The organism is Streptomyces sp. NPDC107575, from assembly GCF_055657265.1.
Map to the genome: position 1 here is coordinate 126,863 of NZ_JBVKBG010000001.1, position 14,300 is coordinate 141,162.

Consider the following 14,300-nt stretch of genomic DNA (forward strand, 5'->3'; position numbering starts at 1 on the left):
TCACGCTCCGAATTTCTTCTGCAGGCCGGTGAGGACGGCGCTGACGACGCCCATGTCCACCTGTTCGGCGGCGGGGACCGGCTTGCGCACGACGAGCAGGCCGGCCTCCGCGAGTTGCGCCAGGAGGATGCGCACGACACCGACCGGGAGTTGGGTGTGCCCGGCGACCTCGGCCACCGACAGAAAGCCGTCGGTGACCAGGTCCATGACCGTGCGCGCTTCCGGTGTCAGGGCGCGCAGGGCGGCCTCGGAGCCCTGGGCCGAGGTCACCATCGCGGTGTGCTCGTACTCGTGCTCCGGGGGCAGGGTCCGCCCGCCCGTGATCACAAAGAGCGGCACGAGGTCGGAGGTGACCACGAGGCCCGGGTCGCTGGGCTCAGACATGGCCGGGCGCCCTGCCGGCCACGGCGGACGCCGCGACCTTGGTCTCCACTTCATGCAGCCGGCCCGTCAGGGCCTCGATGCTGCAGTCATGGTCGGCCGACGCGGCCAGGAGTGCACCGTCCCCGGCCGCGATGAGGGAGATCCAGCCGTGCTGGAACTCGATGGCCGTCTGCCGCCACACCACGTTCGCGACCGGGCCGGCGAATTGCGCGGCGGCCCGGCTGTTGGCGTGGATGCCGGTCATGGCCGCACAGATCCGGTCGGCGAGATCGCGGGGCAGGCCCGAGGTGGCGCCGCGAGGCAGGCCGTCACCGCCGAGCAGGACCGCGTGCCGGGCGCCGTCGACACCGGCGAGCGCCTGGTCGAGTTCGGGCAGCACCTGGGCCAGCACCTCACCGTGCGCCGGCTCACGGCTGCCGTGCCGGCCCCGCTGACCGGCCGCGTCCACGCGGGGCGCGGAGGTCATGTTGTGCCCCAGCCGGGCCACCAGACGGTGCATCCGGTAACTGATCTGCTGCATGTCCACGTCGGGCTCTGCGGCCGCCGCGAGATAGGCGCCCTGTCCGGCACCGATCAGGAAGATCCAGCCGTGCGAGAACTCGATGACGGTCTGCGTCCAGGCCGCATCCGGAGCGGCCCCGACGAACGGAGCCGTGGCACGGCTCAGGGCCTGGATACCGGACATGGCCGTGGAGATGGTGCGCAGATCCTCCTCGGCCAGGCCCTCGGTGGAGGCGCGGGGCAGGCCGTCGGCGGACAGCAGGACGGCATGGCGCGCCCCGACCACGTTCTTCACGATGTCGTCGAGCATCCACGACAGGTCGGCGCTCACCGCTCATCAGACCCTTCGCCCAAGGGGGCCTCGTCCGCACGGGCTTCCAGGGTGCCGCGCTGGAACGCGCCCAGGCCGCGGCTGGAAGCCCGCGGGACGGGCTGTGGAGTGCCCTCCGGGCGGGGTGTGCCCGCCGGGGCTGCGGGTGTGCTCGGCGACTGGCGATTGGCGCGCTTGGGCAGGCCGTTCGGGGTGCGCTGAGGTGCCACCTCGGAACGGCTCGGTCCTTGACCTACGGGCGCGGGCGCGGGCGCAGCCGGTGCGGGCGCGGCCGGTGCGGCCTTCGGGGTCGCCTCTTCCATGGTCCACAACTCCTCGGGCAGCAGGACGACAGCCCGCACACCGCCGTAGCGGGACACACCGGTGACGTCCACCTTGAAGCCGTACTGGCGGGCGATCAGGCCGATCACCGGGAAGCCGAACTTCGGCTGCGTTCCCAGCTGCTGGAGTTGCGGCGGCTCGTCGCCGGACAGCAGGGCGGTGGCCCGCTGGCGGTCCTCGTCGCTCATGCTGACGCCGGCGTCGTCGATGATGATGCACAGGTTGCCTTGCACGCGCTGGAAGGTGACCTCGATCGGCGCGTCGTGCTGCGAGAAGCTCGCGGCGTTGTCCAGCAGTTCGGCGACGGCCAGTGCGACCGGCGCGACCGCGGTTGCCTTGAGGGCCAGACCGGGCTGCTGCATGATCGAGACGCGCTGGAAGTTGCGGATCTGGCCCTGGGCGTTGCGCGCCACGTCGTACACGCTGGCCGGCCGGTTGCGGCGGCCCAGCGGCGCCCCGCACATCACCGCGATGCCCTGGGCTTTGCGCGCCATCTGAGCATTGGCGTGATGCACGTCCAGGAGGTCGTTGAGGACTTCGTTGCCGCCGTACTTGCGCTGCATGCCGTCCAGCAGCGCGGTCTGCTCGGCCGCCAGGCTCTGCAGGAAGCTGGCCGCTCCCTTGAGGACCGACTTGGTGCTGTCCTCCGCGGCGGCCCTCGCCTCGGCGATGACACCGTCCCGCTCCGCGCGGGACCTCTGCAGTTCGGACTGGTGGGCCGCGATCTGCGCGTTGGCCTGGTCCAGCCGTTGTTTCTGCTCGGTGTCAGCCTGGCGTCTCTTGTCGGTCAGCGCTCGGTTGCGGGCAATGAGTGCAACGACAGCGGCGACGGATATCAGCGCAATCGCACCCAGGCACCACACAAGTGCGTGTGTCATGGACGCCTCTCTTGGCACGGGCAGGTAGATCGGCGACCCGTACCCCCGCTCTCATCCCGCGGGCATGTGTCAAGGCGGCACGCGGGATGAGTTGATCAAGATCGCCGCGGGGATGCTATCAGGATCGTTTCGCCTCAACCGGCCTGCCCAGCGCCCCTGTTGGGAGATTCCGCTTATCCCGCCCAGTCGCCGAATGGTCCCGGCCACCCGACAGGTGGGTTTCAGCCAGGCGTGCCCGTGCGTTCCCGGCACATCCGGGGCTCAGTCCCCCGCTTCGTCCACGAGCGCCAGCAACGGCCCCCGTTCCTCCTCCGCCACATACCCCGCGTAGTAGTCGTACAGCGTCCGTCGTGAGATCCGGGCCGCCGACAGGCCGTCGCGGGTGCGGATGGCCTCCAGGACCTCCTGGTGGTGGCGGAGCGAGGTGCGCATCAGGGCCTCGCGGTTGTCCGCGTGGGCGACCTTGTCGGCGATGAGGGTGAGGACCGCGCCGCGGACGACCTGGTTGGAGACCTCGATCAGCGCGTTGCGGCTGGCGCGCGCCACCACCTCGTGGAAGGCGACATCGGCCGTGCTGAACTCCTCGTAGCCCGCGTCGATGGCGTGGGTCATCGCCGTCACCGTCTCCTCCATCGCGGAAAGCTCCTCGGCCGTGCGCAGGCGGGCCGCGAGCTGGCTGGCCGAGCCGTCGAGGATCATGCGGAACGAGATCAGCTCGGCCATCGAGATGGTGTCGAAGCGGGCCAGGCGGGTCATCTCCTTCGCCAGGCCCGCCGTGGTGAAGGGCAGGATCTCCGGGCCGTGCGGGTCGCCGTGGCGGGAGCGGATGAGGCCGTTGCTCTCCAGGACGCGCAGTGCCTCGCGCACCGTGGGACGGCTCGCGCCGAACTGGCTCACCAACTCCCGCTCGCTCGGCAGGCGTTGGCCCGGCTTCAGGTCGCCGGAGGCGATGGCCTGCTCGATCTGCTCGACGATGCGCTGGTAGAGCCGTACCGGCGCGACCTGTTGGAAGCGTGTCCCTTCGGTCGTCATGCCGTCTCTCCCGCGAGGCTCGGGAGCGAGTCGTCCGGCCAGCGCGGGACCGCCTCTGCGGGGCGGTTCCGCTCGTACCAGGCCGCCGCCCGGAGCACACCCAGGTCGTCGAAGCGACGTCCCGAGAGCTGTACGCCGATCGGCCTCCCGTCCGCCGTGAAGGCGCAGTTGACCGTCGCGGCGGGCTGGCCCGACATGTTGTACGGGGCGGTGAAGCCGATGTGCGACATGGTCCTGCCCGGTTCCATGAACGGCATCGGCTGCTCCGCCGCGAACGCCGCCACGGGCGCCACCGGTGACAGCACGATGTCGTACGGGAGTGTCGCCGCCACCGTCTGCGCCTGGATCCGCATGATCTGCTGGTAGCAGTGCAGTACGCGCGTGCCGGGCACATCGGCGCCCTCGCGGCACCAGCCCATGATGTACGGGTGGACGCGCAGCGCGGCCTCGGGGGACAGCTTGCGCAGGTCGTTCCAGGAGCGCACCCGCCAGAACAGGTCCAGGTCGTCCAGGAGTTCCTGGGACATGAACGGCTCCACCTGCTCCACCGTCGCCCCCGCCGACGCGAAGACGTCCGCCGCCCGGCGGACCGCCTCCACCACCTCCGGATCGCGCGGGCCCCCGCAGCCCGCGTCCAGGTGCAGTCCGACCCGCAGCCCCCGTACGTCCCAGCCCAGTTGGGTCCAGTCGACGTCCTGCGGCGGCAGGCTCGTCCAGTCGCGGGAGTCGGGCCGGCTCAGGACGCGCATCAGCAGGGCGAGGTCCGCGACCGTGCGTGCCATGGGGCCCGCCGCGCGGCCCAAGTACGGCGTGTCCAGGGGGACTCGGCCGTCGCTCGGCTTCAGCGTGGCCAGGCCCAGCCACGTGCCCGGAAGCCGGATCGAGCCGCCGATGTCCGAGCCGACGTGCAGTGGCCCGTACCCACCCGCTGCCGCCGCGCCTGCTCCCGAGCTCGAACCGCCCGTCGTCCAGGCGGGGTTCCAGGGGCTGCGCGTGATGCCGTGCCGGCTGGAGACGCCGGAGGACAGCATGCCCCAGTCCGGCATGACGGTGGAGCCGAGGAGCAACCCGCCCGATTCCAGGATCCGTTCGGTGATCGGCGCGTCCCGCTCGGGGACGACCGGCTCCACCCCCGCGTTCCCGGAAGGCATCGGCACGCCTCTGCGGGCGATGTTCTCCTTGAGGGTTACCGGCACACCGTCGATGGGCCCCATCGGCTCCCCGGCCGCCCACCGGGACTCGCTCGCCTCGGCCGCCTTGCGGGACTCGGCGGGGTCCCGCACCCAGAACGCGTTCAGCACGTCCTCGCGCGCCTCGATCACCGACTGCACGGCGTCGTGCACCTCGACCGGTGACACCGTGCGATCGGCGAAACGGGCGGTCATCTCGACGGCGGACATGGTGGCCAGGTTCTGTTCGGTGAACATCCGCACCCTCTCCTTCATGCCGGTGGACAGGTACCACCCTCTTGACAGGTACCGACTCAGTCGTCACGGTACCTGTCAAGTGAGCCTACTGGTCAGGCCAGTTACGGCGGAAGGTGTCGTGCATGAGCAAGGACCGACGATCCGGGCACCCCGCCCGGGCGGCCGCCTCCCTGTTGGCCTGCGGTGTTCTGCTCCTGGTCACGGCCTGCTCCGCCGGTTCCACTGCCGCGGGTTCCCGCCCCGAGGGCCCCGGCGACTCCCTCGCGATCGGTGTCACCGCCGAGCCCGCCAACCTCGACTTCACGAAGACCGACGGCGCCGCCATCCCCCAGGCGCTGCTCTACAACGTCTACGAGAACCTGGTGAAGCTCGACCAGCACGGGAGGATCCGCCCCGCGCTCGCGAGGAAATGGGAGCTGTCGAAGGACCGCAGGACGTACACCTTCCACCTCACGAAGGACGCGAAGTTCAGCAATGGCGCGCCGTTCACCGCCGAGGACGCCAAGTTCTCCATCGAGCGCGTCGTCCCCAAGTGGACCGTGGCGCTCAAGGCCCAGATGAGCGTCGTGGACCGCGTACGGGCCGTCTCCCGCGACGAGTTGAAGGTGACCCTGAAGCGGCCCAGCAACGACTGGCTGTACCGGATGACCACGCGTACAGGCGCGATGTTCAGCCGCACCGGCGTCGACAAGCTGGCCACCGACCCCGTCGGCACCGGACCGTACGAACTGAAGCGGTGGAACCGCGGCGACTCCATCACGCTCGCCCGCCGCCCCGACTACTGGGGCCCGGCACCGCACTTCGACACGGTCACGCTCAAGTACTTCAAGGACCCGACGGCGATGAACAACGCGCTGCTCACGGGCACCATCGACGTCATCGGCGCGATGCAGTCGCCGGACTCCCTCTACCGCTTCGAGAACAACCCCAAGTACCGCGTCATCGAGGGCTCCACCAACGGCGAGGTGATGCTCTCGATGAACAACGGGTCGGGGCCCATGAAGAACGAGAAGGCCCGGCAGGCGGCCCGTTACGCCATCGACCACCAGGCCCTCGTCGACACCTGCTGGGGCGGGCGCGGCAAGCTCATCGGCAGCATGGTGCCGCCGACCGACCCCTGGTACCAGGACCTCACCGGCCTGTACCCGTACGACCGGGACAAGGCGCGCAGGCTCCTCAAGGAGTCGGGCGAGGCGGGGCGCACCCTGCGGCTGCGGATTCCGACACTGCCGTACGCCGCCGCCTGCGGCACCGTCGTCAAGAGCCAGCTCGAACAGGCCGGATTCAAGGTCGAGTTGAGCCAGCTTGAGTTCCCCGCGGCCTGGCTGTCGACGGTGTTCAAGAACGCCGACTACGACATGACGATCATGTCCCACGTCGAACCCCGCGACATGCCCGCCGTGTTCGGCGACAAGAACTACTACACCCGGTACGACAACCCCGCGTTCCGCGAACTGCTCGCCAAGGCGGACACCGGCAGCCAGAAGGAGCAGACCGCCACCATGCGCGAAGCCGCCCGGACGCTGTCGAAGGACGCCGCCGGCGACTGGCTGTTCCTGCTGCCGAACCTGATGGTGGCGGACGCCGACATCACCGGGCTGCCGGTCAACAGCGTCACCGAATCCCTGGACCTCACCGGCCTGAGCCGGTCCGGCCGGACCGACCGGTCCTGAAAGGCGGCCCGAACCGATGACCGTCCGTCTGGTGCAGCGGATCGCGATCCTGCTGGCGAGCCTGTTCGTGAGCTCCGTCGTGGTGTTCGCGTTCATGGCGGTGCTGCCGGGAGACCCCGCGCGCGTCGCCCTCGGCACCGGGGCCTCCGACTCCGCGGTGAGCCAACTGCGCGAACAGTTCGGCCTCGACCGCCCCCTCGTCGACCAGTACCTGAGCTGGCTGCACGACCTGGTCACCTTCGATCTCGGCGACTCCTACATCTCGCACACCCCGATCGGGCCGCAGCTCGCCGACCGCCTCCTGGTCACCCTGTGGCTCGTCGGGACCGGCATGGTGATCGCGATCCTCGTGGCGGTGCCGCTGGGCACGCTGATGGCGGTACGCCACCGCAAGCCGTCCGGCCTCGTCCTGTCGGCGCTGTCCCAAGTGGGCGTCGCCGTACCGGCGTTCCTCGCGGGCATCCTCATGATCACCGTGTTCGCGGTGGGACTCGGCTGGCTCCCGGCGAACGGCTGGACACCACCGGCCGACGACCCCGTGCTCTTCCTCAAACAACTGCTCATGCCCGCGCTCTCCCTCGGCCTGGTGCAGGCCGCGGTCCTCACCCGCTACGTCCGCAGCTCCGTGCTCGACGTGCTGCGCGAGGACTACCTGCGCACCGCCCGCGCCAAGGGACTCCGCCCCATGAAGGCACTGGTGCGGCACGGGCTGCGCAACGCGTCCGTACCGGTCGTCACCGTCCTCGCGCTGCAACTGGCGACGCTCCTCGTCGGCGCCGTCGTCATCGAGCGGGTCTTCGTCATCCCCGGACTCGGCAGCCTGCTGCTCGACAGCGTCGCCGCCCGGGACCTCATCGTCGTACAGGACGTCGTCATGATCATCGCGGCGGCGGTGCTGCTCGTGAACTTCCTCGTCGACCTGGCCTATCTCGTGATCGATCCTCGACTCAGGGTGCGTGGGTGATGGCTGCATCGAACGCCGTGGACGCCGGAGCGCCGGTCCGTCGCCGCCGCAGGCCGCTGCCCGGCTCCCTCCTCGTCGGCGGCTCCGTCGTCGCGCTCGTGGTCGCCGTGGCACTGTTGTCCTTCGTCTGGACGCCGCACGACCCGACGCTTGTGGACCCCGCCGTACGGATGCAGGAGGCGTCCGCCGATTACTGGTTCGGCACCGACAAGTTCGGCCGCGACGTCTTCAGCCAGATCATGATCGGCTCGCGGACGACGCTCTACGTCGGCCTGGTCGCGGTCGGCGTCGCCGCGGTCGTCGGCGTCCCGCTGGGCATCCTCGCCGGGATGGGCTCGCGCTGGTCAGGGGAACTCCTCATGCGCGGAAACGATCTGATCCTCGCGTTCCCCGCCCTGCTGCTCGCCATCATGTTCGCCGCCGTGTACGGCGCGGGCACGGGCGTCGCCATGGTCGCCATCGGCATCGCCTCCATCCCCGGCTTCGCCCGGCTGATCCGCGGCGGCACCCTCCAGGTCATGGGCACGGAGTACGTGATGGCCGCACGCGCGGCGGGACGCAGGCCGTTCGCCATCGCGCTGCGGCACGTCCTGCCGAACGTCAGCAGCCTCATCATCGTGCAGGCCTCGGTCGGCTTCGCGATCGCCGTGCTCGCCGAGGCCGCGCTGTCCTTCCTCGGCTTCGGCACCCCGCCGCCCACCCCGTCCTGGGGCCGGATGCTCCAGGAGAGCCAGGAACTGCTGGGCACCGCGCCCCGGCTCGCCGTCTTCCCCGGCCTCGCGATCGCGGTGGCCGTTCTCGGATTCAACCTGCTCGGCGACGGGCTCCGCGACCGCTTCGACCCCAAGGTGGAGGACCGCCGATGACCGCCGCTGCCGAGACCGACGACGTCCTGAGGGTCCGCGGCCTCGACGTGACCACCGGCGACGGCCGGCCGCTCGTCCAGGACGTCGACTTCACCGTCCGCCCCGGCGAACGCGTCGGCCTCATCGGCGAATCCGGCTCCGGCAAGTCGCTCACCTCGCTGAGCCTCATGGGCCTGCTCCCCGAAGGGCTGCGTGCCACGGGCTCGGTGCGGCTCGCCGGGGTCGAGCACGAGCTGCTCGGGGCGGACGAGACGCGGATGTCCCGCGTACGGGGCAAGGACATCGCCATGGTGTTCCAGGAGCCCATGACCGCCCTCAACCCGACGATGCGGATCGGCCGGCAGATCGCCGAGGTGCTGCTCATCCACCGCACCCGGCCCGACCGCGCCTCCGCGCAGGCCGCCGCCGTGGAACTCCTCGACCAGGTGGGCCTGCCCGATCCGGCGGCCGCGGCGCGCGCCTACCCGCACCAGTTCTCCGGCGGCCAGCGCCAGCGCGTCGTCCTCGCCATCGCCCTTGCCAACGACCCCGCGCTGCTGGTCTGCGACGAACCCACCACCGCGCTCGACGTCACCGTGCAGGCCCGCGTCCTCGACCTCATCGTGCGCGGGGTGAAGGACCGCGGCTCGGCGCTCCTGTTCATCACGCACGACCTGGCCGTGGTCGCCACCGCCTGCGAACGCGTCATGGTGATGTACGGCGGCCGGGTCGTCGAATCCGGCCCCGTGCGCGAGGTGTTCACGCGCCCGAGACACCGCTACACGCAGGGGCTGATCGCCGCGTCCGACCTGACGGCCGTCGACGCACGCGGCCGACTCGCCACCATCGGCGGCTCGGTGCCGGCGGCCGGCGCCTTCCCCGAAGGATGCGTGTTCCGCAACCGGTGCGCCAAGGCCACCGACCTGTGCGCGACCCGCCCCACCTGGACCCCGACAGGACCCGACTCCGGATACGCGTGCTTCCACCCCGTGCCGAGGGGCCACGGCGGCGTACGGGACGCGGGCAGCCCCGACCCCGAGGAGGCCCGCCGTGGCTGACCGGCAGACCAGTGGCGACGCCCTCCGTGTCACCGACGTCACCCGCGACTACCGCCGGCCGCGCGCCTCGCTGCGCACGCCCGCGCAGCCCGTGCACGCGCTGCGCGGCGTCAGCTTCTCCGTGCCGCGCGGCGGGCGCTTCGGCATCGTGGGGGAGTCGGGGTGCGGCAAGTCGACGCTGCTGCGCATCCTGGCCGGGCTCGACAAGCCGACGAGCGGCACCGTCGAGGTCGAAGGACGCGACATCACGCGGCTGCGGGAACGGCGGCTGCGCTTCGTCCGCGAACGCCTCCAGCTCGTCTTCCAGGACCCGATGAGCTCGCTCGACCCACGGATGAAGGTGGGTGACATCGTGGCCGAACCCCTCGTCGCGCAGGGCATCGGCAACCGCAAGGAACGGGTGGCCGAACTCCTCGAATCCGTGGGCCTGGGCGCGGAGGCCGCGCGGCGCTACCCGCACCAGTTCTCCGGCGGGCAGCGCCAGCGCATCTCCATCGCGCGCGCCCTGGCCCCGCGCCCGAACATCATCGTGGCCGACGAACCGGTCAGCGCCCTGGACGTGTCCGTGCGCGCCCAGGTCCTCAACCTCATCGCCGACCTCGTCGACGAGCTGAACCTCACCCTCGTCCTCGTCTCCCACGATCTGTCCGTCGTCCGACACGTGTGCGACCACGTCGCCGTCATGCGGGCGGGCGAGATCGTCGAGAGCGGGCCGACCGAGGAGCTCTACGAGAATCCGCAGCACCCGTACACCCGCAGGCTGATCGCCGCCGTGCCGACGCTGGAGAAGGCGCTGGCCGGAGTGACGGCGGCCGACCTCAACCAGGAGCACCCCGCGTGAACGCACACCCTGAACCGGCCGCAGCGGCAACCCTGTTGACGTCGGAGTTCCCCGAAGGACTGCCCGTCGGAGACACCTGGCAGCCGACCCCCACGACCGACGACGTGCGCTTCCCCTACGACGGGTCGGTCATCGGCCGCGCGCCCGTCGGCGACACGGCGCTGGCCCGCCGCGCCCTCGACGAGGCGGTTGCCGTCCGCACCCGGGTCGGCGCCCTGCCCTCGCACGTCCGCAGCTCGGCCCTGCACTCCACGCACGACGCGATCGCCGCCCGCCGCGCCGACTTCGAGCGCCTCCTCGTCCTGGAGACCGGAAAGCCGCTGGTCGACTGCCGGGTGGAGGTCGACCGCAGCCTGCTGACGCTGCGCACGTCCGCCGAGGAGGTGGCCCGGCTGCACGGCGAGACCGTGCCGCTCGACCTGCTGCCCTCCGGCGAGGGACTGCTCGGCTTCTGGACCCGCAAGCCGATCGGCGTCGTGGTCGGCATCGCCGGGTTCAACTATCCGCTGCTCCTTGCCGCGCACAAGCTCGCCCCTTCGGTCGCGGCCGGCTGCCCTGTCATCGCCAAGCCCGCCCCGCAGACACCCCTGGCCACGCTGTGGCTCGTGCACCTGCTGCGCGAGTCACTGCACGAGGCCGGGGCGCCGCGGGCTGCGGTGCAACTCGTCACCGGTGGGCCGGAGGTGGGCGAGGTGCTCACCACCGACCGCCGGATCGGCGCGGTCTCCTTCACCGGCTCCGCCGCCGTCGGCCACCGCATAGCCAAGGACGCGGCCCCCACCAAGACACTCCTCGAACTCGGCTCCAACGCCGCCCTGTTGGTGGCCGCCGACGCCGACCTCGACGCGGCGGCGGACGCCGTCGTACGTGGCGGCTACTACGCGTCCGGACAGGCCTGCATCAGCGTGCAGCGGGTCATCGTGGAGGAGGCGGTGCGCGAGGAGTTCGTGGCGCTTCTGAAGCGGCGCATCCCCCAGATCGCGACGGGCGACCCGAGGGACGCGGAGACACGTGTCTCGGCCCTGATCGACGAGGGCTCGACGAACCGCGTACGTGAGTGGGTCGAGGAGGCGGTCAAGTCGGGCGCGGTGCAGGCCGTCGGCGGTGACATCACCGACCGGGTCGTCGGGCCCGCGCTGCTCCTGGACCCGGACCCCGCGCTGCCCGTCTGGAGCGAGGAGGTCTTCGGCCCTGTGGTGTGCCTGCGCTCGGTCCCGGACATGGACGCGGCCTTCGCCCTCGCCAACGACTCGCGCTACGGGCTGCACGCCAGCGTGTATACCGCCTCGCTGGACACGGCGTTCGCGGCGGTGGAGCGCCTTGAGGCGGGCGGCGTCGTCGTCAACGAGGTGCCCGGCTTCCGCTCCGACACCATGCCGTACGGCGGCGTGAAGGACTCGGGGGCGGGCCGCGAGGGGCCGAGGTTCGCCATCGACGAACTGACGGTGACCCGCATGGCAGTGATCCGCCCGACGACGAAGAAGGACAGGTGACACCATGACGACCCAGGAACCGGCGCGGCCCGCCGACTACGCGGGCCTGTTCCGCCTCGACGGACGCAAGGCGGTCGTGGTGGGCGGGGGCGGCGGCATCGGCCGCGAGAGCGCGCTCGCGCTGGCCGCGCACGGCGCGCGGGTGGTGTGCGCGGACCGCGACCCGAAGGCGGCCGAGGAGTCGGCGTCGCTGGCCCCGGGCATGTCGGCCTACGCGCTCGACGTCCTGGACGGCGACGCGGTGACGCGCGCGGCCGACGAACTCGGCCCGGTCGACGTCCTCGTCTTCACCGCCGCGACGAACGTCCGCAAGCGCATCCTCGACTACACGTCCGAGGAGTTCGACCGGGTCGTCGCCCTCAACCTGCGGGCCTCGTTCGACCTGGTGCGGGCGTTCGGGCGCGGCATGGCGGAGCGCGGCCGGGGCAGCATCATCGGCTTCAGCTCGATCCGGGCGGTGACGGTGGAACCGGGCCAGGGTGTCTACGCGGCGACCAAGGCGGGCCTCGTCCAGCTGGCGCGCACGGCGGCGGCCGAGCTGGGCCCGTCGGGTGTGCGGGTGAACACCATCGCGCCGGGCGTCGTGGCCACCCCGTTGACCGAGCAGATCCGCGCGGTCCCGGAGTGGTCCGCCGCGTACGCCGACAAGAGCGCGCTTGGCCGCTGGTCACGCCCCGACGAACTGGCGGGCGCGGTCGTCTACTTGGCCTCGGACGCCTCGTCGTTCGTGACGGGCAGCCAGCTGTTCGTGGACGGCGGCTGGACGGCGGTCGACGGCCGGTACACACCGCCCAGCTGACGCGCGCCGGTCAGAGGGGGCGTCGCGCCACGAACACGAACTCCCGTCCCGGCCGGTCGGGCGCCTCGCGGACGTCTTCCACCACGTAGCCGTGCGCGAGCAGATCCGCCTCGACCTCGTCCCGCTCCCGGAAGCGCAGCGTCGACTGCGAGGTCAGGACCTGCCCGTCCGCGGCGAACCTGTAGGTCTGGTCGAAGGTCACCAACGGCCCGTCCACCTCGGTCAGTTGCCCCCACTTCTCGACCCGCCCGACGCCGGGCAGGTCGGCCACCTGGTGGGTCAGATCACGGGTCCACTCCTCCCAGGCGCGGCGGGCCGGGTCCCGGGTCTCGAAGACGAGGTGCCCGCCGGGGCGCAGCGCTGCGTGGGCGCCCCGCAAGGTGCCCTGCCACGTCGACGGTTCGACGATGGCCTGGGCGACGTTCGCCGTCATCGTCGCGAGGTCGACCCTGAGCGGCGGGAGGGTCGTGGCGTCCCCGTGAATCCACCGCACCCGGTCGCCGCCGGGCTTGCCACGGGCCACGTCGAGGGACGCCGCGGCAGGGTCGACCCCGACGACCTCGACCCCGCGGCCCGCCAGAAGGAGCGCGAAGACCCCGGTGCCACACCCGATGTCCAGCACCCGTCGCGCCCCGAACTCCTTCGCGATCCCGAGGTAGGCGTCGAGATCGCTGCGGTCGGGGTCGAGCGGGTCGTAGATCTCGGCGAGCCGGGGGTGCGCGAAGCATGCGTCAGCCATGGGGTCGACGGTAGGCGCGGCCGGACGCATTGTCGCCTCAATTGTTCGGCGGTGTGCGGCAGTACCTGGACGCCTACGCGGCCGTGGTGTGTGCGGACAGCCGGTCCAGTGCCGACCGGCTGGCCTCGTCCGCCGCGCGGAAGATCAGCAGGCGCTGGTCCGGGTCCTGCAGGGGTGCGAGTACCTCGAACCGCAGGGTGAGCAGGCCCACCTCGGGATGGCGTACCTGTTTGTCGCCCCGGCCGCCCGGCCGGATCTCCCGCTCGTCCCACAGGCGGGCGAACTCCTCGTTGCCGGAGAGGAGTTCGGCGATGAGGTCGGTCAGTGCCCCGTCCTCGGGGTGTGTCGCCCACGCCGAGCGCAGGTGTGCGACGCCCTCCCGCAGGACGCGCTCCCGGTCGACGTAGAACTCGCGGATCCGCGGATGCATCAGGCACAGCCACATCGCGTTGCGGCGCTCCGGTGGCAGGGTGTCGAAGTCCAGGAGCACGCCCGCCATTTCGGGGTTCCAGGCCAGGATGTCGTACCGGTGGTTCAGCAGCATCGCCGGGAGCGGCGACAGGTCGGTGACCAGCCGGGCAAGTGACGGCGCCGCGGCATCGGCGGGCTCGCCCGCGGTGCGGGGGCGCTGCTGGGCCAGGTCGAAGAGGTAGGCCCGCTCCACGGGGGACAGGCGAAGGGCGCCGGCGAGCGCCTCCACCACGTCCGCCGAGGGCCGCAGCCCCCGGGCCTGTTCGAGGCGTACGACGTAGTCGACGCTGACCCCGGCCAGCTCGGCGACCTCCTCGCGGCGCAGCCCTGGAGTCCGGCGGCCCTGCCGCCGGGCCGGCAGGCCGAGCGCGCCCGGATCCAGCCGCTCGCGCCGGGTGCGCAGGAACGCGGCCAGCTCCTGCGTGGTGTCCACGGTGTGCGTCGTCATGCTCGTTGCAACAACGAGGGTGGGACCGGCCTTCCCAGGATCGGCCCTCCCTTATGCGCGGCCCGTGGCGGCCGGAGTCTGGTTCCCGTCAGCAG

At 71.5% G+C, this 14,300-nt stretch carries 14 protein-coding genes; 7 read left to right on the forward strand and 7 right to left on the reverse strand.

The features are described from left to right. The 5 genes from ACZ7L4_RS00635 to ACZ7L4_RS00655 all read right to left on the reverse strand — a co-directional run bounded on the left by ACZ7L4_RS00635 (window position 1) and on the right by ACZ7L4_RS00655 (window position 4,874). A complete protein-coding gene (locus ACZ7L4_RS00635) occupies window positions 1-384 on the reverse strand; it encodes a DUF742 domain-containing protein (RefSeq protein WP_472098446.1) in 384 nt (127 codons plus the stop codon). Then, window positions 377-1,195: a roadblock/LC7 domain-containing protein gene (locus ACZ7L4_RS00640; protein ID WP_472100317.1), complete on the reverse strand. Its 819-nt coding sequence runs from the start codon at window positions 1,193-1,195 to the stop codon at window positions 377-379. The genes ACZ7L4_RS00635 and ACZ7L4_RS00640 overlap by 8 nt, the downstream gene beginning before the upstream one ends. Window positions 1,196-1,212: 17 nt before the next feature. Beyond that, entirely contained in the window at window positions 1,213-2,415 is a 1,203-nt protein-coding gene (locus ACZ7L4_RS00645) for an ATP-binding protein (RefSeq protein WP_472098448.1), read from the reverse strand. 261 nt (window positions 2,416-2,676) lie between these two features. Further along, a complete protein-coding gene (locus ACZ7L4_RS00650) occupies window positions 2,677-3,447 on the reverse strand; it encodes a FadR/GntR family transcriptional regulator (RefSeq protein WP_472098450.1) in 771 nt (256 codons plus the stop codon). Next, window positions 3,444-4,874, reverse strand: coding sequence for an amidase (locus tag ACZ7L4_RS00655; protein WP_472098452.1), 1,431 nt, complete (start codon window positions 4,872-4,874; stop codon window positions 3,444-3,446). The genes ACZ7L4_RS00650 and ACZ7L4_RS00655 overlap by 4 nt, the downstream gene beginning before the upstream one ends. A gap of 122 nt (window positions 4,875-4,996) precedes the next feature. Here ACZ7L4_RS00655 and ACZ7L4_RS00660 point away from each other — a divergent pair, with 122 nt between their 5' ends. Genes ACZ7L4_RS00660 through ACZ7L4_RS00690 form a run of 7 tightly spaced genes read left to right on the forward strand, consistent with a single transcriptional unit; the run spans window position 4,997 to window position 12,547 of the window. Continuing rightward, a complete protein-coding gene (locus tag ACZ7L4_RS00660) occupies window positions 4,997-6,547 on the forward strand; it encodes an ABC transporter substrate-binding protein (protein WP_472098454.1) in 1,551 nt (516 codons plus the stop codon). Between the two features lie 16 nt (window positions 6,548-6,563). Continuing rightward, window positions 6,564-7,511, forward strand: coding sequence for an ABC transporter permease (locus tag ACZ7L4_RS00665; protein ID WP_472098455.1), 948 nt, complete (start codon window positions 6,564-6,566; stop codon window positions 7,509-7,511). After that, window positions 7,511-8,377, forward strand: a complete 867-nt coding sequence (locus ACZ7L4_RS00670) for an ABC transporter permease (RefSeq protein WP_472098457.1) — start codon at window positions 7,511-7,513, stop codon at window positions 8,375-8,377. Before ACZ7L4_RS00665 ends, ACZ7L4_RS00670 begins: the two co-directional genes overlap by 1 nt. Then, entirely contained in the window at window positions 8,374-9,414 is a 1,041-nt protein-coding gene (locus tag ACZ7L4_RS00675) for an ABC transporter ATP-binding protein (RefSeq protein ID WP_472098459.1), read from the forward strand. The genes ACZ7L4_RS00670 and ACZ7L4_RS00675 overlap by 4 nt, the downstream gene beginning before the upstream one ends. Beyond that, window positions 9,407-10,255 carry an ATP-binding cassette domain-containing protein gene (locus tag ACZ7L4_RS00680; protein ID WP_472098461.1) on the forward strand — a complete coding sequence of 283 codons (849 nt, stop codon included), beginning with the start codon at window positions 9,407-9,409 and terminating at the stop codon, window positions 10,253-10,255. Before ACZ7L4_RS00675 ends, ACZ7L4_RS00680 begins: the two co-directional genes overlap by 8 nt. Further along, the gene (locus tag ACZ7L4_RS00685) at window positions 10,252-11,748 is read left to right on the forward strand and encodes an aldehyde dehydrogenase family protein (protein ID WP_472098463.1); all 1,497 of its coding nucleotides are present in this window, start codon (window positions 10,252-10,254) and stop codon (window positions 11,746-11,748) included. The genes ACZ7L4_RS00680 and ACZ7L4_RS00685 overlap by 4 nt, the downstream gene beginning before the upstream one ends. Before the next feature lie 4 nt (window positions 11,749-11,752). After that, window positions 11,753-12,547, forward strand: coding sequence for an SDR family NAD(P)-dependent oxidoreductase (locus tag ACZ7L4_RS00690; protein WP_472098465.1), 795 nt, complete (start codon window positions 11,753-11,755; stop codon window positions 12,545-12,547). 10 nt (window positions 12,548-12,557) lie between these two features. Here the strand turns inward: ACZ7L4_RS00690 and ACZ7L4_RS00695 are convergent, their stop codons facing one another. Both ACZ7L4_RS00695 and ACZ7L4_RS00700 read right to left on the reverse strand, forming a co-directional pair. Next, window positions 12,558-13,286, reverse strand: a complete 729-nt coding sequence (locus ACZ7L4_RS00695; protein ID WP_472098467.1) for a class I SAM-dependent methyltransferase — start codon at window positions 13,284-13,286, stop codon at window positions 12,558-12,560. Between the two features lie 73 nt (window positions 13,287-13,359). Then, a complete protein-coding gene (locus tag ACZ7L4_RS00700; protein ID WP_472098469.1) occupies window positions 13,360-14,205 on the reverse strand; it encodes a helix-turn-helix transcriptional regulator in 846 nt (281 codons plus the stop codon). Window positions 14,206-14,300: the final 95 nt, after the last annotated feature.